The following is a 16,816-nucleotide window of genomic DNA, read 5'->3' on the forward strand; positions in this document are numbered from 1 at the left end:
ACGGGAGCTTCAGGAGAAGATAAACAGAGTGTAAATTGTATGTAAGCCCTTTTGAACGTCTCGGTTTGTGTAAACTCTTTTTTATTCCGGCATCCTTTCGGGCACGGCTTCAATCTTCTTGCCATCCAGAATGAACAGCATATTCCCGTTCAAGCCGGTCGTCCATACATGATCTGCTTTCTTCTCATAACGCTTTAATACATCCAGGCTCTGGAGCATGTTCGCACTGATGATGACCTGCTCTGGACCCACGGCATCGATAAACTTCCCGGAAGAAGAGGTTTTGTCGCCATGGTGCGGTGCATGCATCAGATCTGCTTTCAGCTGGTCTTTGTAGCGCTCCATCAGCTCGTACTCTGCTGTTTTGTAAATGTCTCCGGTAAACAGCACCCGGGTATCCTTGTACGTCATCAGCAGTACCAGGGAATGGTTGTTGAGCTCTTCTGTGGACCGTTGCTTCTCTAACGGCCCGATGCTGACAGGGTCCGGGTTTAACACCTCAATATTGAGCCCTTCCGACAGCTCAAGGCGGTCACCCTCCTGCAAAATGTGCTCCTCCACGCCCTCATCCTTGAGCGCGGCTTGAACCTTGGCGTAGGTATCGGTCGTGTGCGGGACTCCGTTTGAGTAGTAGGCCGAAACCGGCATCGTCCGCAGCAGCGTCGTCAGCCCCCCGATATGGTCGATATGCGGGTGGGTGCTGATCACAACATCCAGCTTCTCTATGCCTAAGTCTCGCAGCAGCTCATCCAGCTTCGGTCCGCTGCCCGGTACGCCGGCATCCAGCAAGAGCTGCTGTCCATCCGGCGTTGTCACGAGCACCGCATCCCCCGACTTCTCTTCCGACTCCAGATTGAAGTATCGAATCGACATTTCACCTGGCTCCGGCATCCTCGCTGTGAAATCCAATGCCTCCTTGGAGGGTAACGAGCAGCCAGAAAGAATACATGCCAGAAGACCGGCCCATACCAGTGCTTTCCTCCAACCCAGCAGCTTCTTCATCGTGTTAATCATGCTATCCCCTTTCTTTATGCAGTGGCTTCAGCACAGCAAAAAAACCCGGACACAAGTCCTCCTCCTCGAGGAAGCATGTGCTCGGGTTTTCTCATCGTCTCTACCCCATTCCAACGCTTTACTACATTAAAGTTTAACAGGGTAATGTTATCTGAAATAACTTTATGGATTAAGCAGACGTTAAATATTTGCAAAATAAGCGTTCAATATGCGCAAAAAAACGTTGGGAAACGCATAGCGTTCCATATCGTCTGCGGTAATCCACTGATACAGGGGACCCGGTGAGGAGCCCGCTTCCGGGATGGAAGGAGAAGCGTCATACGCCGCCGCGCTCTCAGCGGCCATTGCCGGCACTGCCGGTGACCAGGAGCAGGTATATACCCGCATATTCCAGTGAATGTGGCTAAAGGTGTGCTCTGCAGCCATAACATGCTCTCCGGGGACGACGGGAAGCCGCTCTCTGCCAAGCTCCTCCGCGAGCTTTTTGGCCGCCGCCGCATCCGGGAGCATGACATGCCTAGCCGCATCACCATCAGGCGGAACCTCCGAAATATGAGGCAGCTCCCACATACCGGCAAGCAGACCCGTTGATGGGCGCTTGCGGATCAGCACCTTGCCGCTCTCGACTCCGCTGCCCTCAATAATGGCAGTCAGCCGGTATTCCTGGCGGGGAGGCTTGGCCTTGGCCTTGACGGGGAGCTTGTCCTCCATGCCTTCGATCCGCCCGCGGCAGTGCACCATCACGGGACAGGTCAAGCATTTGGGCGACTTCGGCGTACACACCAAGGCTCCAAGCTCCATAAGACCCTGGTTGAAGTCCGAGGCGCGTCCTTCCGGAATGAGCTGCAGCACCAGCTCCTCCATCAGCTTCCGTGTGCCGGTCTTCATAATATTCTCCTCGATCAGGAAGTAACGGGACAGCACACGCATGACATTGCCATCCACCGCAGGTGCAGGCACATTAAAAGCGATGCTGCGAATCGCCCCCGCCGTATAGGGACCGACCCCCTTCAGCGATGCTACCTCTTCCTTCCCGCTCGGCATGATGCCGCCGTACTGATCCCGAATCTGGCGTGCAGCATACTGCAGGTTCCGCGCTCTGGAGTAATATCCGAGGCCCTCCCAGCATTTCAGCACTTCATCCTCCGGCGCATCCGCCAAAGCCTCCACGGTAGGGAACTTCTCGATAAAACGGTTGAAATACGGAATGACCGTATCCACCCGTGTCTGCTGCAGCATAATTTCGGAGATCCAGATGAAATAAGGATTGCTGTGCCTTCTCCACGGCAAGTCCCGCTTGATGACGACATACCAGTCCAGGAGCTCCTGGCTGAAATAACGTTGCTGTTGTAATGGGTCCATGACCTGTTTCATTCCTTTCGCTCAATCACGGCAAAAGCAGAGGCAAGCTCGCTCTGATGAGTAATCGTAATGTGAGTGTTATAGCTCTCCGGCTCCGAAATGCCAAGCCTTGCCCAGCATTCCCGGCTAATGCCTGCCACCGGCCGCCCGGCGTCATCCGGCACAATTTCCATATCCAGAAATCCGATCGTATGGCCGATTCCACAGCCGAAAGCCTTGCTGATCGCTTCCTTCGCCGCAAAGCGCCCCGCGATGAACTCAGCCCGGCGTTTCCCCTTGTCTGCTGCAAGCCTTCGCTCTGCCGGTGTTAATACGCGCTCCACAAATCGTTCGCCGTGACGCCCTTCCAGCAGGAGACTCACGCGGCTGATTTCCAGCACGTCATGCCCGATTCCATATATTATGATCGCCAGCCCCTTTTAGCGCTTCCCTAAAGTCTACAACCCCATCTATTGTATCAAAAAAACCAGCGCGCACCTATGAAACCGGCGCGCACTGGCTGCTTTAGCCTAATCAGGCTCTTATTCCGCTCTCAGGCAGGTACATCTGAGACTTCATTCATTAGATCCCGGGAATCGCATTGCGCTTGTGCGCGGTTCGGCGATAGTAGCTTTCCAGCTTCTCCCGGACCTCAGGCGCCACTTCCTTGCCCTCCAGATAATCGCTGTTGTCATCATACTTGATGCCAAGCTCCTTCTCATCGGTCTGTCCTTCCCACAGTCCGGCAGTTGGGGCCTTGTCCAGCACGGCTTGCGGAACACCCAGGTACGAGCCGATCTGGCGGACCTGACGCTTGTTTAAGGTGCTGAGCGGAGTAATGTCCACGGCACCGTCTCCCCATTTCGTGTAGAAGCCGGTAATCGCCTCGGAAGCATGGTCGGTACCGACCACGAGCAGATTCTGCTCGAAGGCAATCGCATACTGAATGACCATCCGCATCCGGGCCTTGACGTTACCCTTGCCCGGAATGCTCATATGCTGGTGCACACCGATATTCTTCATCCCGTGCTCAACCTCCAGGGCCACCTCGTTCACAGCATCCTCTACGTTCGTCTCCATCGTGTATTTCAGCTGAAAGGCTTTGGCGGTCTCATAGCTGTGCTCAATATCCGGCTGCTGCCCATAGGGCTGGAAGACGCCGAGCGTCTTGAATTCCCGGCCCAGCTCCTCCGTCAGCTCATCCGTTGCCCGCTTGCACAGTCCGGTCGCTACCGCACTGTCCAGCCCCCCGCTAATCGCGATCAATAGTCCCGAGGTGCCCGAATCCTTCACATACGATTTCAAAAAATCTACACGCCGTCTGACTTCCTGCTCTGCATTGATCTCCGGCTTGACGCCCAGCTCAGCAATAATCTGTTCCTGCAGGCTCATGCTTGCTCGCTCCCTTCATAATTAACACCGCAGTGTCCGGTTCATGTCAAGAACCTTGTGATTAAAAAGACCCCGGGGCCTCGGTGGTTCCGAATGCTACGGGGTCTGAAATTACTGACATTAGAGCATTAACGGCAGTAACGGTCAAACGCATCCGCGAGATCTGCCGCAATTTCCTCGGCGGAACGATTCTCGACCTGATGGCGTTCGATAAAATGAACCAGCTCCCCGTCTTTCAGCAGGGCGATGGATGGAGATGATGGCGGATAAGGTGCAAAATATTCCCGGGCTTTCGCCGTTGCTTCCTTGTCCTGTCCCGCAAAGACGGTGAACAGGTGATCCGGCTTGACGCTGTTCTCCAGCGCACGGGCTACACCCGGACGAGCCTGGCCTGCGGCACAGCCGCACACCGAGTTTACGACGACAAGTGCCGTTCCCGCTGCTCCCGGAAGCTTCGCTTCTACTTCCTCTGCTGTTGTCAGCTCCTGGATGCCCAGGCTTGTAAGCTCATCGCGCATTGGCTGAACCATATCACGCATATATCGGTCAAAAGACATACCCATCGTGCTTCCACTCCTTATATAAACAAGTTTATTCTTCATGAATACGGAATAACCGCTAACTTATATTATACAAACCGATGAACTGAAAGCAAGATATGTACGCAGACCTGCAGAAAAAGCGGACCCCAGGTCTGTGGAATCCGCTTCCGCTCACCCCCGCCTAAGTAGAGGGCTTGTTAACGCCGTCCAGCTTCTTGTCCGGAGCCGGTGAGCCCTGGCGCTGCTTGTTCTCCTGCTTCTGGAGCTGCTGCTGCTTCGAATCATTTTTGCTCATATCCGTGATAGCCTCCTTTACCGTGAGATCTCGACCTTATTATGGCTAGGGCAGGAAAAGATTATCCATAGTCACCCCATTGTCCGATCCTTGGGAAAGAGTAAGTATTAAGAGTGCAAAAAATGCAGGCAGCCGCTTGGGTTACACAGACAAAGTGGTATAATAAACGGGTTAAGCTTCACATATTGCAAGCCTTACAAGTCAATCATTAACGAAGATGGATCAGGCCCATAGGCCTGCTTATAAAGGAGATACATGAACATGCTGCATTACGATGTCATTGTGGTCGGCGGAGGTCCCTCAGGCCTGATGGCCTGTGTCGCCGCCGGCGAACAGGGCGCCTCAGTTCTGCTGGTTGATAAAGGAGACAAGCTGGGACGCAAGCTGGGAATATCAGGCGGCGGCCGCTGCAATGTTACCAATGCCAAGGAGCCGGACGAGCTGATCGCTCACATTCCGGGAAACGGACGATTTCTGTACAGCTCGTTTCAGCATTGGAATAACCGGGATATTATGCGTTTTTTTGAGGGTCTGGGAATTCGGCTGAAGGAGGAGGATCACGGCCGGATGTTTCCTGTCACCGATAAAGCCTCCAGCGTGGTGAACGCCCTCGTCGGCAAGGTGAGAGAGCTCGGCACCGAGGTGCTGACCAACAGTCCCGTAGAGCGTATATTATATGAAGGAAATCAGGCGGCCGGCATCCAGCTGAAGAACGGAAAGACCTTCCGCAGCCAAGCCGTCATTCTTGCCACAGGCGGGCAATCTGTGCCGCAGACCGGCTCGACCGGAGACGGCTACCCTTGGGCAGCCGCAGCAGGGCACACCATTACAGAGCTGTACCCTACTGAGGTGCCTATTGTATCGACAGAGCCGTTTATTGCTTCCAAGGAGCTGCAAGGGCTGTCGCTTCGGGATGTGGAGCTGTCGGTCTGGAACCCCAAAGGCAAGAAGGTCATTGCGCATCGGGGCGATATGCTGTTTACGCACTTCGGGATCTCGGGACCTATTGCGCTGCGCTGCAGCCAGTTTATTCGCCAGGTGCAGAAGAAGTTTGATACGGTTAATGTCGAGATGGCTGTCGATCTGCTTCCTGACCTTTCGCTTGGCGGCGCCGAGGAGGAGATTCGTTCCCGTCTTTCCCAAGAGCCGAAGAAGGCTGTGAAAAATGTGCTGAAGGGATGGCTTCCGGAGCGGATCATTCCGCTGCTGCTGAGCCAGGCCGGGCTGGATGGCGATACGGCGGCAAATGTCGTCTCCCGGGCGGCTGTCACTGCCCTGGCTGCCGTGCTGAAGAAGTGCAGCTTCCGCGCCTGCGGCACCCGCTCGCTGAAGGAAGCCTTCGTGACCGGGGGCGGAATCAGCCTGAAGGAGGTGCAGCCGAAGACGATGGAATCCAAGCTCATGCCGGGCCTCTTCTTCTGCGGCGAGATTCTGGATGTCCACGGCTACACCGGCGGCTATAACATTACAGCCGCCTTCTCCACCGGCTACACGGCAGGCAAGCATGCTGCCGAGGGAGCGCGGGGGTAAGCGCGGTCGAAGGACGCATGGGGCTTGAGCTGCAGCGGGCGGCTGATGCGCGAACCTGCGCGGAGTCTGCCGAGGGGTCTTGGCTTGGCAGGCTTTAAGGCTGTCGGCCGCTACCCTCTTCGACCCAGTGAAGGCCTCATCATGAAGTGCGGGAGCAGCAGGGTTACAGCTGTCCCTGCCGTTGCTGCGATCAGCAGGCCGAGCCAGCCCGGCGCCAGCGACAGGCCCAGCACCAGCGAAAGCAGCAGGCATGGCAGCAGCAGCAGTGTTTGGACAGCGAGCGTGCCGGCCTGCATTTCCTGCTGCGTCGTAAATGGCAGCACTTTGGCGAGGCTGGACTCCGAGAAGCCCTTCCATTTTAGCACCAGCACATAGGTGATGATGAGCATGATGAGCACGTAAACGATCAGTTTAACAAGCAGAGGCGGAACCAGCACGGCAGGGACACCAACCGACGTCATCTGCAGATAGAGCAGCAGGCTCTCCTGCTGCCGCAGGAACGCCTTGACCCCGGCGGAAGCAAAGCGCTTGTCGGGCGCTGGACTGCGGTACAGCCGGCGCGAGCGGCGAAACAGCCACGTCTTGCTCCGCACCTTGGGCAGCCTGCCGAGCGCCTGCGTCACCAGCAGGTCGGTCAGCTTTACGCGGCTGCGGGCATCCATTTTGACATCATTTGTAAACGTGTGTGGATCCCGGGCTTTTGTACGCATGAGCCATAAGGAAAGCCCCAAAAATACAGCACCTGCCGTGAAGAGAGCCGGGATATGACTGCCCATCAAGGACAGCAGAGCTATATAGATCCCAAGTGACGACAGCCGCAGGCCTGCGGCAAGAGTATACTTGCGGAGCCCGGCATACTTCGCCTTAACGGTGTGGGTCAGCAGGCTGGCATTCCAGCCGATCCCCGAAGCCAGAAAGGCCCATCCCGCCAGCTGCCAGCCTTCCAGATGAAACACTCTGTACCAGAGCGGGAGCAGCAGCCATGTAATGCTGCCTGCCAGAACGTTTCCAGCCAGAACGCTGTACATCAGGCCGCGCCCTCTCAGCACTTCCATCCACCTGTTCTGCTGCCGCAGAAACAGCGCATCTGCCGCATCCACAAACAGCAATACACCTCTGGAGAACAGGACAAGCAGGATTATGGCTGCCGGCAGGGAAGGAATCTGCTCCACCTCAGGCGGCAGCGTTACCTTCCACAAGTCTCTGTACAGGCCGATGCCGAGCGGCAGACCAAGCAGCACTAGATACAGCAGAACGGTCTTATCCACGACAGAACTGATCGCTGACCACTGCTGACGAAAGTGTTGCTGTAGACGGCGGCGAAACAGCTGCCGGGGATGATGGATCCGGGGAGCAGCTTGCACAAGGCTTGGAATATTTTCGGGACGTGTCTTCATAGGCCTCTCCTCATGTCATGGCATCAAAGCAGTCAAACAGCGAGCCCTCCGGCAGACCAGCGGCCTGCCGAATGTCTTGAAGGGTTCCCCGCGATACGATCCGCCCGTTCGAGAGCATCATAAAGGAATCACAGATTCGCTCTGCCGTATCCAGCACGTGCGTACACATTAAGATGCCTGCTCCCCGCTCCCGTTCCTGATTCAGCAGCCCCAGGAAATCCTTTGTCGCTCTGGGATCCAGACCGATGAACGGCTCGTCAATGATATAAACCTCGGGCGAGGACAGAAAGCCAATCATAAGCATCATTTTCTGCTTCATGCCTTTGGAGAAGCCGCCCGGCAGATCATGCCTGACATGATCCATGCCGAACTGCTGCAGAAGCTCATTCCCCTTCCGTTCAAAGTGGGATTCAGGGAGGCCGAAGGCAGCAGCAGCCAGATCTAGATGCTCCCACAGGGTTAAATCCTCATAATAGATCGGCTGCTCCGGCACATAGGCGTATCGGGGCGGATCTCCCGCTATGTAAATGTCTGATTTGGCATGCTCCAGCAGGCCCAGCATGGTTTTAATGGTTGTGCTTTTGCCGGCGCCATTGGGACCGATCAGCCCCAGCAGCTCGCCAGGTGCGACGCTAAAGACAATATCCTGGATTTGCAGCTTGCCGGGCTCATAGCCGGCTTCCTGGATATTTACGCTCAGCACCGGGCGTGTGTTCGCTCTGCTTTGTGAGGGTTTTTCATTCTCATTTTCCATAGGCTTCATAATAGCTTGTATTTCCCACCTTTCGTGTTCAATCTAATTGGAAGCATTATGAATTAATCTTGGTCCCTTTTACATACGAAAAAACCACGACAGGGTTGCACCCTCCAGGCCGCTGCGAGGCACATCGGCACTTCGGCACTTCGGCATACAGCAAAGCAGCGCCCCCTATGAGAAGCGGGGGCGCTGAAAAAGTCCTGACTAAATCGAAGAAGGTACTACACCCGAAATAATTAAGGGAGCAGTACCTTTTTTTGTTGTAAAATAAGGTTAACGCAAAAGATGGTGTATCCGCCAACAAAGGCGTGGTCGCTGCAGGAAGAGGGGGCTTCCGATCGCTGTTGTCCCCAGATTTCTTGTTCATATCGCTTGGCGGATGAAATCCGGGGACAAAGGCGAGCGCTCCGCTTCTCCAGCCTCCCTCTTCCCTCCGCTCCTTCGTCATCTACTGCAAAAGCGTTAAGATAGAGAGGATGGAAGCCCTTTGTTCCAGAATCAACCTTCGTTTTCATTCAGCCCGTACACGTCCTTGTATGACCTGATCGTGCCTAAAGACAACCTGCTCCGCCAGTTGAACGAACAGGTGGATTTTTCGTTTGTGTACGAGGAACTGCGAGCGAACTACTGTCTGGATCATGGGCGTAACGCCATCGACCCTGTACGGATGTTTAAATACCTCCTGTTAAAAGCCATTTCCGACCTCTCCGACGTGGACATGGTGTAGCGCTCACGTTACGACATGTCCTTTAAGTATTTCCTGCAGATGGCACCGGAGGATCCAGTCATCGATTCGAGCTCGCTGACCAAGTTCCGGAAATGGAGGCTGAAAGACCTCAATCTGCTTGACTTGCTGATCGGGAAATCGGTTGAACTTGCGATTCAAAAGGGCGTTCTGAAGAGTACGTCCATCATCGTTGATAGAACAGCGAACTCAAGCACAGACACGGGTAGGATGTGGCCACATCCTCGGCTCTATCCGGCATGCATATGCAAGGAGCAATGGCTATATTCGTGGTGAATCTGAAACGAATCTTTACATTAGGAAGCTGAAAGAAACCGAAAAAAGGGGCGCCGAGCTCGCTTTTATTGCGAGCTCGGTGCCCCTTTTTTTATATTAAAGTCTTTTGAAACTTAATTATGGTAGTTCTTCAGTGGCCTCCTGAGAAGCGGGGGCGCTGCAATAGATAAGACAGGCTGACGCGAGCGGGCTTAACGCTTGCTTTGGGCAGCGGCTATAACTGAGTCTGCGGCGCGGGTACTGCGGTCAGCCTCCCGCCATCCAAATGAAGGGAAAGCGTGGCTTCAGCAGCCAGCAGCTCGGGGTCATGCGTAATCAGGAGCACGGCTGCACCGCGGTGGCAGGCACTCCGGCACAGCTTCACAATTCGGCTGATATCCAGGTAGTCCATCCCGGCCGTCGGCTCGTCCAGAATGTACAGCGCCTTGGGAAGAATCAGCTGGCATATGACAGCCAGCAGGCGGCGTTCACCCCGGCTGAGGAGATATGGCGAGGCTTCCAGCCGGGCGGTCAATCCCGCCTCGGCCAGCAGCTCCTCCGCCAGCTCGCGCTGCTGCGGCGTCAGCTCCGGCCGCTGTGCCGGCGGCAGGCCGCCATGCAGGCCGTAGATCAGCTCCTCCCATACACTGTGGGAGGTGAACATATGCTCCGGCTGCTGGAACACGTATCCGAACAGGGCAGCTGTTTCATGGACAGGCCGTCCGGCCAGGTCCCTGCCCTCATATGAGATCGTGCCCCGCGGCGCGGGCGCAAGGCCCATGAGCAGGCGGCTCAGGGTCGTCTTGCCTGAGCCGTTCTTTCCCGTGAGCAGGGCCCATTCGCCCCTGCGCAGGGTAAAGGCTGCGCCTGCCAGAGCCCGCCGGCCGCCGGGATAGGTGAAGGTTAGACCCTTCACCTCCAGCAGGGCGGGCCCCAGCGGCGCAGCCGCCGCTGCCTCACGCGGCAGGCGAGGCAGCAGACCCAGCTCCGCCAGCTGCCCATGGCAGCGGCGCAGCAGCTCTGCCGGCGGCCCGTCGAGCACGACGCCGCCGCCGCTCAAGACGATGACGCGCGACGCGGAGCGCGCGGCATCGTCAAAGCGGCCGGCCGCGGTGATCACCGTCCGGCCCTCTTCCTGCAGCGCGGTGCACAGCTGCAGGAAGCTTCCCTGCGCCGCGGCGTCGAGACTCGCGCAGGCGTCGTCGAAGACGAGCAGCTGCGGCTGCAGAGACAGCACCGCAGCAATAGCCGTACGCTGCCGCTGTCCTCCGGACAAGCGGCGCACGGCATCGTGCCGGCGGTCACTCAGCTGGACCGCCGCCAGAGCCAGATCTATCCGCCGGTTCACTTCCTCCGGCGGATGGCAGAGGTTCTCCGGGCCGAACGCGACCTCGTCCTCCACGATCCCTCTCACCAGCTGTGCCTCATGCTCCTGAAAAAGCACACCCGCAGCCGGAATGATCTCCGCCAGCTCCGCTGCGGCAGGGTCCAGCCCCATGACTTCCAGCTTCCCCTCCCGCAGCCCGCCGCCGCTTCGCGGCAGCGTGCCGTTCAGCAGCTGACAGAGGGTTGATTTACCGCTGCCGCTTGCGCCAATGATCGCCGTCCAGCTGCCACAGAAAATCTCAAGATTGACCTCCTTCAGCGCATAGGAGGATTCACCGTCATACCGGTAAGAAAGCTGCTCACTGTGAACAGCTTTCACGACCGCTGCTGTCCTCATCCGGACACTAGCCCTTCATGCCCAGTGCAAACCGGCGGAGCAGTCCGGTCTTCTCCACGGCATCGCCGATGACCTTCGCCAGCAGGCCGCACAGCACGACACCGCTCACAATGCGCACGGCCAGTGCCGCCGCCAAGACGCCAGCAGGCCAGGCAGTATATCCGAACATCTGCGCCGCGAATACGAACCACAGCGGCACGAGCGCACCGCCGGCCAGCATCATTACGCCAGTGCTCCATTTCTTGTAACGGAATGCGGCGAAGAGACCCTCAGCAACGACCGCATAACAGGCTGCCGCGGTAAAACAGGCCGGAATGCCGTAAGTCGGTCCCGTCAATGCCTGAATGGTACCGCCGATCATGAAGGTAATGGCCGCTGTTCCCGGCTTACGGATAATGTAATAGGCGAGCAGGCCATACACGATATACAGCCCTGTAGTGACAGAAGTGGCAATCGGTCCTCCCAGGCTTGTCAGCAGCTTGTTCACCGGGCTCAGGTACATCGTCAGCACGCCATTGACCGCGGCCAGCATGGCCATCAGGACAATATCCTGAGTCGTAAATTTTCTGGATGCTTGCATAAATTCAGTTCCCCCATTTCAATTCAGTTGGCTTGATAATTCCCATTGTGCCGCCTTCCCCCTGCATTCGTCAACCTATTTTTATTGCACAACGGTTAACGATCTACATGTAGATGCCCGTCCATACCGTCAAACCCGCCATGAGCAGGAATAATGGCAGGCTCCACCATGGGATCACGCTCTTGTTCCGAAAGGTCCTATGGGAATAAGCGGTAAAGCCTTTAGACTCCATCGCTCCCGCCGTCTGCTGCACTCTGCGCAGGCTGTTCAACAGCACGGCAGCAATGAATCTTGCCCCCCAGGCCAGTCTTCCCTTCAATCCCTTCGGCGGCCGCCCTCCCCGCACTTGCTGGGCTGCCCGGATCATCTCCCCCTCCTCCTCCAGCATAGGAAGAAAGGTTAACGCCGTGGAAATGCCAAACGCAAAGCGATAAGGAATACGCAGCCGCTGCACCATCTCCGCCACCAGCTCCTGTGGATTTGTTGTAGCGATATAAGCCAGAGAGGACAGAAACAGGCTGATCATTCGCAGGCTCATTTCCCCGGCCTGGTCTACTGCCTCCACGGTCAGCCGCAGCGGCCCCCACGTCAGCCACACCGTTTCCCCAGGTACGGTCAAAGCCGTGAGCAGAAAATAAGGCAGCGCCACCGCCGCAATCAACCGCACCCCGCGGTACATGCGCCGCCACGACATCCCGGCGCCCCACCTGGCTGCCACAATGCACAGCCCGAGCAGCAGCAGCTGGCTGGCAGTTCCCTTCCACAGCATAGCCATAACCGCGATACACAGGAGTCCCGCCAGCTTTCCGAGCGGGTCCCAGCGATGCAGCAGGCTGCCGCCTGCTTCGTATTGGATCAGCATTTTTGTCCCCTTCTTTCACTGCACCTTGGTTCGAAACCGTAGTTCAGGTTTAAAAGTTTTTGACTTCTTTTTTGCCTTATCGGCCATACTAAGCCAAGTGTAATGATATAAATCCGGATGATCCACCACGGTTCACAAACAATAAAGCTGCCGTTAGCGGATGACTCTATATTGAGTGATGCCTTATAAATTCGTCAATATGAAACCTGATGAGAGACGCGCGGCGATTTTCGGTGAAAGGAGGCGCATGTGGAATGTATATTGCGATTACGATTGTCATCCTGATGGTCATGCTGACTGCAGCCATCACGCAGTTCGGGTACGTTCAAATTACGCAGATGAGGGTCAAGAACGACCTGCGGCTGTTTACCATTCTGGAAGGTCTGGGACTGTACAGCCGGGACCGCTACGAGGCACTGGCCAAGACCGAGGTTACCCTGCAGAGCATCGACGGGTTTAAGCTATCCGGCGCCGCCATAGCACCGCATCCCCGCTCCAAGCGATGGATGATTATCGTGCACGGCTACACCGGCTCCCGGGCTTTCTCCACCCAGTTCCTGGATATGTTTACGGAGGAAGGATTCAATGTGCTGCTGATCGACCAGCGCCGTCACGGGCAGAGCGAGGGCCGCTTTACTACGTACGGCTATCAGGAGAAATATGATGTGCAGGCTTGGGTGAACTGGCTGCTTGAGCATTATGGCGAGGAGCTCGAAATCGGTCTTCATGGTCAATCTCTCGGCGGCGGCACGGTGCTGGAGTACTTATCCCTGGACGTCCCACCCCAGGTGAAGCTCGTCATTTCCGACTGTGCTTACTCGGATCTCAGCGAGCTGATGAAGCATCAGATTACGAAGCTGAACAGGCTGCCTGTTCATTTCCTGAAATGGGTTAACAACCGGATCCGCAAAAAAGCAGGCTTTAGCTTCGAGCAGGTCAGTCCCATCCGCAGCGTGCAGCAAAGTCCGCTTCCTGTGCTTTTTATTCACGGCTCCCGCGATAATTATGTGCCCACTCACATGAGCGTGGACATGTACGAAGCCAAGCAGGGTCCCAAACGGCTTCTGCTGATTGAAGGCGCAAATCATGCCGCAGCCTACCATGTCCATCCCCAGCAGTACCGCGAGGAGGTTCGGTCCTTTATCCGGGAATATCTTGGTGAAGCCTCTGCCGCGTCTAAGTCTGCTCAAGAGTCTATAGGAGCTGCCAAGGAATCGGCCGACCCGTCGGCGCGCGTCCCGCTCTTTCCGGATTCGATTTCCAGCCTGTAGCTCCAAACATCTAAAAAAACAGCCTCTGTCAAGACAATCCGTCTTGACAGAGGCTGTTTAAGTTTGAAAGCCGATGCAGCTTATATGACCTGCATTACGCCAGCGTATCGGCTGCCTGGCCCTTATCTACAGGCTGCAGCACTTCACCGCATAATTCCTTTAGCTTACGCTGAATTTCTTTAAACTCTTCAATTCCTGCTCCGGTAATGCTGTAGCCTTCACCATGCGACGTCAGGTAGTTCTCCTGGGTCAGTCGCTCCAGCTCGTATTTCACTTCCCGGTCTCCCACTCTGTAGCCGTGGCGTTCCAGCTCTGGCTGCATATCGCTGATCGTAAGATCCCGTTGATGAGCGTGGTAAAGCATATGAATGCCGATAAACAAGCTTTGTACATCTGCACGCATTGGCTGTATCTCCCTTCACTCTTCTAGGCCGCGGCCTGCAATCCCTTACTTATTACCCTTTCCGGGACAGGCATAATCAGCCGGCATCAAACCCCTCTTGACGATCTCTTCCGCTTATACTATCTTAGAATAATTCTAATTTGATAAAGAGGTGATCCCTTTATGTTCCACAATATGCCTTACGAAGGAACGGCAAGTGAACAATATACCCAGGTTCTGGGACAGCTCAAAGCTCTGATCCACGACGAGCCCAGCAGCGTAGCCAATATGGCGAACGCCTCAGCCTTGCTTCAGCATTTTCTGAAGGATATTAACTGGGTCGGCTTTTATATTTATGACGGCAAGGAGCTGGTCCTCGGACCGTTCCAGGGACTGCCTGCCTGCATTCGCATTCCGCTGAACCGCGGTGTATGCGGCACGGCAGCGGCGCTCCTGAAGACGCTCGTCGTGGAAGACGTCCATGCCTTCCCTGGACATATCGCCTGTGATGCAGCTTCAAACAGCGAAATTGTCATTCCCGTACTGAAGGACGGGAAGCTGTTCGGCGTGCTGGACATCGACAGCCCGGTGAAGAACCGGTTCAGCCCGGAGGATCAGCAGTTTCTGGAAGAGTTCGTCGGCATTCTGCAGGGGACTCTGTAAGCATGCCGTCCTGTTGTGCAGGACTATAATCTGGCTTCGGCATACACCTTCATGGCATCCCGAAGATAGTGGGCGAGGCGCGGATGATAGACATCGTACAGCTTCTTGAAATCATCCTGCTCCACGTACAGCTCTCCAAGATCAATATATATCTTCTTGCTCGGCGTGTAGAAATGGCCTACCCAGCGGTAGTGCCTGTCAATGATGCCCTGCACCTCCGGGTGCTCCGGCTTCAGGCCGGAATCCATGGCCCGGCATAGATCCAGATAAATCTCATCCGCTTCCTTCTGGGTGCTCAAATAATCATCCTTGGACCAGCGGCTGTCCTCCTCCTGCCCCTCCTGCGAGGGGTCTTCTTCAATGTGTAGACTGTCATTGCTCAAATAGCCGGACTCCGGAGCGCCTTGGCCGCCCAGCCCGGCAAGCCAGGTCTCCGGATTCGGCCCCGCCCCCTTCTCCAGATCTGACAGGGTTCGGTCAATCGTCTCTGTCATCATCTGGAGCCGGCGCACCTTCTCCATCAGGCTCTGCTTGTGGGCCAGCAGCGCCGCGACAATGTCCTGCTCCTGCTCATCCAAAGTCAGCTTCAGCTGACTTGCAGGGATGTGTAGCTCCATATTTAAAAGGATGAGCTGCAATCTCAGCAGATCCTGTTCCTCAAAACGGGTGCTGCCCTCTTCATCCGGGGACCGTTGCAGCAATCCCTGCCTTATCCATTCCTGCAGCCTGGGAACTCCGACACCGGAAACACGGGCGATATCCTGCAGGTTGTAAGCCATTCGTCCCGTCACCTCTTTCTCTCTGTGCTTGGTTCTGTTTATGGGCACATCTTACTATCGCTTCATATATAGAGTTAGACGTTTTACCGCGAAATCAAACACAAAAAACCGCTTCTTTACGCACGGATTTACGAATTCATCCATGCGCTCTGGAAGCGGCTTTTTATTTAGCTGGAGCCTTCGGTTACAATATGCTTTACCCGGCCGACCTGACCGTCCTGGAGGCGGACCTTGATCCCATGCGGATGGGTTGGCGAGTTCGTTAAGAGATCCTTCACCACTCCGCGGGTAAGCTGTCCTGTCCGCTGATGCTGCTTGAGAACAATATCCACCACAAGGCCTGGCCGGATCGCGGATCGCTGTTGTCCGTTCATGCTTCACCTCGTTTAGCGCTGATATGCACAGCGTCATTTTCTACGGAGTCCACATTAAAGGATGCCAGCCGAAAAAGCAAATATACCGGGCCTTACCCATTTCCTCTATAGATAAGAGGCTTTATAGCGGAGAGCCGCCAAACAGGAAGCGATACTTCCAGGAGCCGTCAAAGTCATCAACCATGACTCCCCCGGCTTGGCTCGAGTAGGTGTGCAGCAGCTTGCCATCTCCCAGGTACATGGCGACATGGGTAATTCTCTGCGATGACTTGTTCACCCCGGCATACGCTGAAGCAGAGGATCCCCGGTAGCTCATAAAGAATACCAGATCCCCGCGCTTCAACTGGCTGGTGCTGTACACCGCGGCCCCCTTCTCCTGAATGTAGGCACCCTGGGAGCGCGAGTCGGACGGAAGCTTCAGATCCGCTCCCTCCATAAAGATTTGACGCATCAGGTCCGAGCAGTCAAACGTAGTGGTTGTGCTGCGGCTCGATCCGTATTCATAGGGTGTGCCCAAATATTTCATGCCCGACTGAATGACCTTCTCGACGCTCGAGCTGCTCGACACGCCTTTAACCGACGTATTGGCCGCCTCAATGTATTTGGTGGAAGCATAACCCGTCGTCCCGTCTCCGGTACGAATGCGATACCAGTCGCCCGACTGCGCCAGAATGCTCACATCGTCGCCTTTATAAATCTTGTCCACAACCTTGCCTCCGGAAGAAGGCGTGCTGCGCAGATAGACATTGCCCGATGCCTCAGCTGAGGCGGCAGCCGCTGCCTGTTGTGCCGGACCAAAGGCAAAAGCCCCGGCGATCGCGACAGAAAGCAGCGCGCTTGTGCAGATTTTTTTCCACGGTTTGCTGGAGTTGTTCATCATGTTCAAGTTCATGTTCGGTATTCCTCCCAGATGT

The 16,816-nt window shown here is 55.8% G+C and carries 17 protein-coding genes and 1 pseudogene; 4 read left to right on the top strand and 14 right to left on the bottom strand.

Annotated features, from left to right (window positions below):
- Positions 1 to 81: 81 nt before the first annotated feature.
- The 5 genes from ACH6EH_RS16360 to ACH6EH_RS16380 form a co-directional block, all read right to left on the bottom strand.
- Positions 82 to 1,014 (bottom strand): ComEC/Rec2 family competence protein, encoded by a 933-nt coding sequence (locus ACH6EH_RS16360; RefSeq protein ID WP_397333116.1) that lies wholly within the window; start codon positions 1,012 to 1,014, stop codon positions 82 to 84.
- 180 nt (positions 1,015 to 1,194) lie between these two features.
- On the bottom strand, positions 1,195 to 2,376 hold the full coding sequence (mutY, locus tag ACH6EH_RS16365) for an A/G-specific adenine glycosylase (protein ID WP_397333117.1): 1,182 nt from the start codon (positions 2,374 to 2,376) through the stop codon (positions 1,195 to 1,197).
- Positions 2,377 to 2,384: 8 nt separating this feature from the next.
- Positions 2,385 to 2,780 carry a holo-ACP synthase gene (gene acpS / locus ACH6EH_RS16370; RefSeq protein ID WP_397333142.1) on the bottom strand — a complete coding sequence of 132 codons (396 nt, stop codon included), beginning with the start codon at positions 2,778 to 2,780 and terminating at the stop codon, positions 2,385 to 2,387.
- Positions 2,781 to 2,937: 157 nt separating this feature from the next.
- Positions 2,938 to 3,747: an ammonia-dependent NAD(+) synthetase gene (gene nadE, locus ACH6EH_RS16375; RefSeq protein ID WP_138224466.1), complete on the bottom strand. Its 810-nt coding sequence runs from the start codon at positions 3,745 to 3,747 to the stop codon at positions 2,938 to 2,940.
- A gap of 128 nt (positions 3,748 to 3,875) precedes the next feature.
- The gene (locus ACH6EH_RS16380) at positions 3,876 to 4,310 is read right to left on the bottom strand and encodes a BrxA/BrxB family bacilliredoxin (RefSeq protein WP_138224464.1); all 435 of its coding nucleotides are present in this window, start codon (positions 4,308 to 4,310) and stop codon (positions 3,876 to 3,878) included.
- 535 nt (positions 4,311 to 4,845) lie between these two features.
- Between ACH6EH_RS16380 and ACH6EH_RS16385 the strand changes: the two genes are divergently transcribed.
- Complete coding sequence (locus ACH6EH_RS16385) at positions 4,846 to 6,114, top strand: BaiN/RdsA family NAD(P)/FAD-dependent oxidoreductase (protein WP_208204187.1); 1,269 nt, start codon at positions 4,846 to 4,848, stop codon at positions 6,112 to 6,114.
- A 110-nt stretch (positions 6,115 to 6,224) separates the two neighbouring features.
- On the opposite strand, the gene ACH6EH_RS16390 is transcribed toward ACH6EH_RS16385, so the two are convergent.
- Complete coding sequence (locus ACH6EH_RS16390) at positions 6,225 to 7,511, bottom strand: ABC transporter permease (RefSeq protein WP_397333118.1); 1,287 nt, start codon at positions 7,509 to 7,511, stop codon at positions 6,225 to 6,227.
- Positions 7,512 to 7,521: 10 nt separating this feature from the next.
- The gene (locus tag ACH6EH_RS16395; protein ID WP_138224459.1) at positions 7,522 to 8,265 is read right to left on the bottom strand and encodes an ABC transporter ATP-binding protein; all 744 of its coding nucleotides are present in this window, start codon (positions 8,263 to 8,265) and stop codon (positions 7,522 to 7,524) included.
- Between the two features lie 490 nt (positions 8,266 to 8,755).
- On the opposite strand from ACH6EH_RS16395, the pseudogene ACH6EH_RS16400 reads away from it, so the two are divergent.
- Positions 8,756 to 9,196: pseudogene (locus ACH6EH_RS16400) on the top strand (transposase); the annotation flags it as partial.
- Between the two features lie 307 nt (positions 9,197 to 9,503).
- Here ACH6EH_RS16400 and ACH6EH_RS16405 read toward each other — a convergent pair.
- The 3 genes from ACH6EH_RS16405 to ACH6EH_RS16415 form a co-directional block, all read right to left on the bottom strand.
- On the bottom strand, positions 9,504 to 10,991 hold the full coding sequence (locus ACH6EH_RS16405; RefSeq protein WP_397333119.1) for an ABC transporter ATP-binding protein: 1,488 nt from the start codon (positions 10,989 to 10,991) through the stop codon (positions 9,504 to 9,506).
- A gap of 7 nt (positions 10,992 to 10,998) precedes the next feature.
- Positions 10,999 to 11,571: an ECF transporter S component gene (locus tag ACH6EH_RS16410; RefSeq protein WP_208204190.1), complete on the bottom strand. Its 573-nt coding sequence runs from the start codon at positions 11,569 to 11,571 to the stop codon at positions 10,999 to 11,001.
- Between the two features lie 103 nt (positions 11,572 to 11,674).
- Positions 11,675 to 12,433, bottom strand: a complete 759-nt coding sequence (locus ACH6EH_RS16415; protein ID WP_397333120.1) for an energy-coupling factor transporter transmembrane component T family protein — start codon at positions 12,431 to 12,433, stop codon at positions 11,675 to 11,677.
- Between the two features lie 254 nt (positions 12,434 to 12,687).
- On the opposite strand from ACH6EH_RS16415, the gene ACH6EH_RS16420 reads away from it, so the two are divergent.
- Positions 12,688 to 13,704 (top strand): alpha/beta hydrolase, encoded by a 1,017-nt coding sequence (locus ACH6EH_RS16420; protein WP_397333121.1) that lies wholly within the window; start codon positions 12,688 to 12,690, stop codon positions 13,702 to 13,704.
- Between the two features lie 94 nt (positions 13,705 to 13,798).
- On the opposite strand, the gene ACH6EH_RS16425 is transcribed toward ACH6EH_RS16420, so the two are convergent.
- On the bottom strand, positions 13,799 to 14,107 hold the full coding sequence (locus ACH6EH_RS16425; RefSeq protein ID WP_138224449.1) for a hypothetical protein: 309 nt from the start codon (positions 14,105 to 14,107) through the stop codon (positions 13,799 to 13,801).
- Positions 14,108 to 14,269: 162 nt separating this feature from the next.
- Here ACH6EH_RS16425 and ACH6EH_RS16430 point away from each other — a divergent pair, with 162 nt between their 5' ends.
- Positions 14,270 to 14,749 (top strand): GAF domain-containing protein, encoded by a 480-nt coding sequence (locus ACH6EH_RS16430; protein WP_397333122.1) that lies wholly within the window; start codon positions 14,270 to 14,272, stop codon positions 14,747 to 14,749.
- A 23-nt stretch (positions 14,750 to 14,772) separates the two neighbouring features.
- Here the strand turns inward: ACH6EH_RS16430 and ACH6EH_RS16435 are convergent, their stop codons facing one another.
- The 3 genes from ACH6EH_RS16435 to ACH6EH_RS16445 all read right to left on the bottom strand — a co-directional run bounded on the left by ACH6EH_RS16435 (position 14,773) and on the right by ACH6EH_RS16445 (position 16,794).
- A complete protein-coding gene (locus ACH6EH_RS16435) occupies positions 14,773 to 15,528 on the bottom strand; it encodes a MerR family transcriptional regulator (protein WP_397333124.1) in 756 nt (251 codons plus the stop codon).
- Between the two features lie 167 nt (positions 15,529 to 15,695).
- Entirely contained in the window at positions 15,696 to 15,902 is a 207-nt protein-coding gene (locus ACH6EH_RS16440) for a YwbE family protein (protein WP_138224443.1), read from the bottom strand.
- 121 nt (positions 15,903 to 16,023) lie between these two features.
- The gene (locus ACH6EH_RS16445; protein ID WP_233281116.1) at positions 16,024 to 16,794 is read right to left on the bottom strand and encodes a C40 family peptidase; all 771 of its coding nucleotides are present in this window, start codon (positions 16,792 to 16,794) and stop codon (positions 16,024 to 16,026) included.
- Positions 16,795 to 16,816 lie beyond the last annotated feature (22 nt).

Source organism: Paenibacillus sp. JSM ZJ436 (assembly GCF_044383795.1).
GTDB classification, from domain to species: Bacteria; Bacillota; Bacilli; order Paenibacillales; family Paenibacillaceae; genus Paenibacillus_AQ; species Paenibacillus_AQ algicola.

Coding starts and splice junctions, on each gene's coding strand:
- ACH6EH_RS16360 (WP_397333116.1), bottom strand. CDS start 1,014: ATGATTAACACGATGAAGAAGCTGCTGGGTTGGAGGAAAGCACTGGTA.
- ACH6EH_RS16420 (WP_397333121.1), top strand. CDS start 12,688: ATGTATATTGCGATTACGATTGTCATCCTGATGGTCATGCTGACTGCA.
- ACH6EH_RS16430 (WP_397333122.1), top strand. CDS start 14,270: ATGTTCCACAATATGCCTTACGAAGGAACGGCAAGTGAACAATATACC.
- mutY (WP_397333117.1), bottom strand. CDS start 2,376: ATGGACCCATTACAACAGCAACGTTATTTCAGCCAGGAGCTCCTGGAC.
- ACH6EH_RS16445 (WP_233281116.1), bottom strand. CDS start 16,794: ATGAACTTGAACATGATGAACAACTCCAGCAAACCGTGGAAAAAAATC.
- ACH6EH_RS16415 (WP_397333120.1), bottom strand. CDS start 12,433: ATGCTGATCCAATACGAAGCAGGCGGCAGCCTGCTGCATCGCTGGGAC.
- ACH6EH_RS16435 (WP_397333124.1), bottom strand. CDS start 15,528: ATGGCTTACAACCTGCAGGATATCGCCCGTGTTTCCGGTGTCGGAGTT.
- ACH6EH_RS16425 (WP_138224449.1), bottom strand. CDS start 14,107: ATGCGTGCAGATGTACAAAGCTTGTTTATCGGCATTCATATGCTTTAC.
- ACH6EH_RS16395 (WP_138224459.1), bottom strand. CDS start 8,265: ATGGAAAATGAGAATGAAAAACCCTCACAAAGCAGAGCGAACACACGC.
- ACH6EH_RS16390 (WP_397333118.1), bottom strand. CDS start 7,511: ATGAAGACACGTCCCGAAAATATTCCAAGCCTTGTGCAAGCTGCTCCC.
- ACH6EH_RS16440 (WP_138224443.1), bottom strand. CDS start 15,902: ATGAACGGACAACAGCGATCCGCGATCCGGCCAGGCCTTGTGGTGGAT.
- ACH6EH_RS16405 (WP_397333119.1), bottom strand. CDS start 10,991: ATGAGGACAGCAGCGGTCGTGAAAGCTGTTCACAGTGAGCAGCTTTCT.
- ACH6EH_RS16385 (WP_208204187.1), top strand. CDS start 4,846: ATGCTGCATTACGATGTCATTGTGGTCGGCGGAGGTCCCTCAGGCCTG.
- nadE (WP_138224466.1), bottom strand. CDS start 3,747: ATGAGCCTGCAGGAACAGATTATTGCTGAGCTGGGCGTCAAGCCGGAG.
- ACH6EH_RS16410 (WP_208204190.1), bottom strand. CDS start 11,571: ATGCAAGCATCCAGAAAATTTACGACTCAGGATATTGTCCTGATGGCC.
- ACH6EH_RS16380 (WP_138224464.1), bottom strand. CDS start 4,310: ATGGGTATGTCTTTTGACCGATATATGCGTGATATGGTTCAGCCAATG.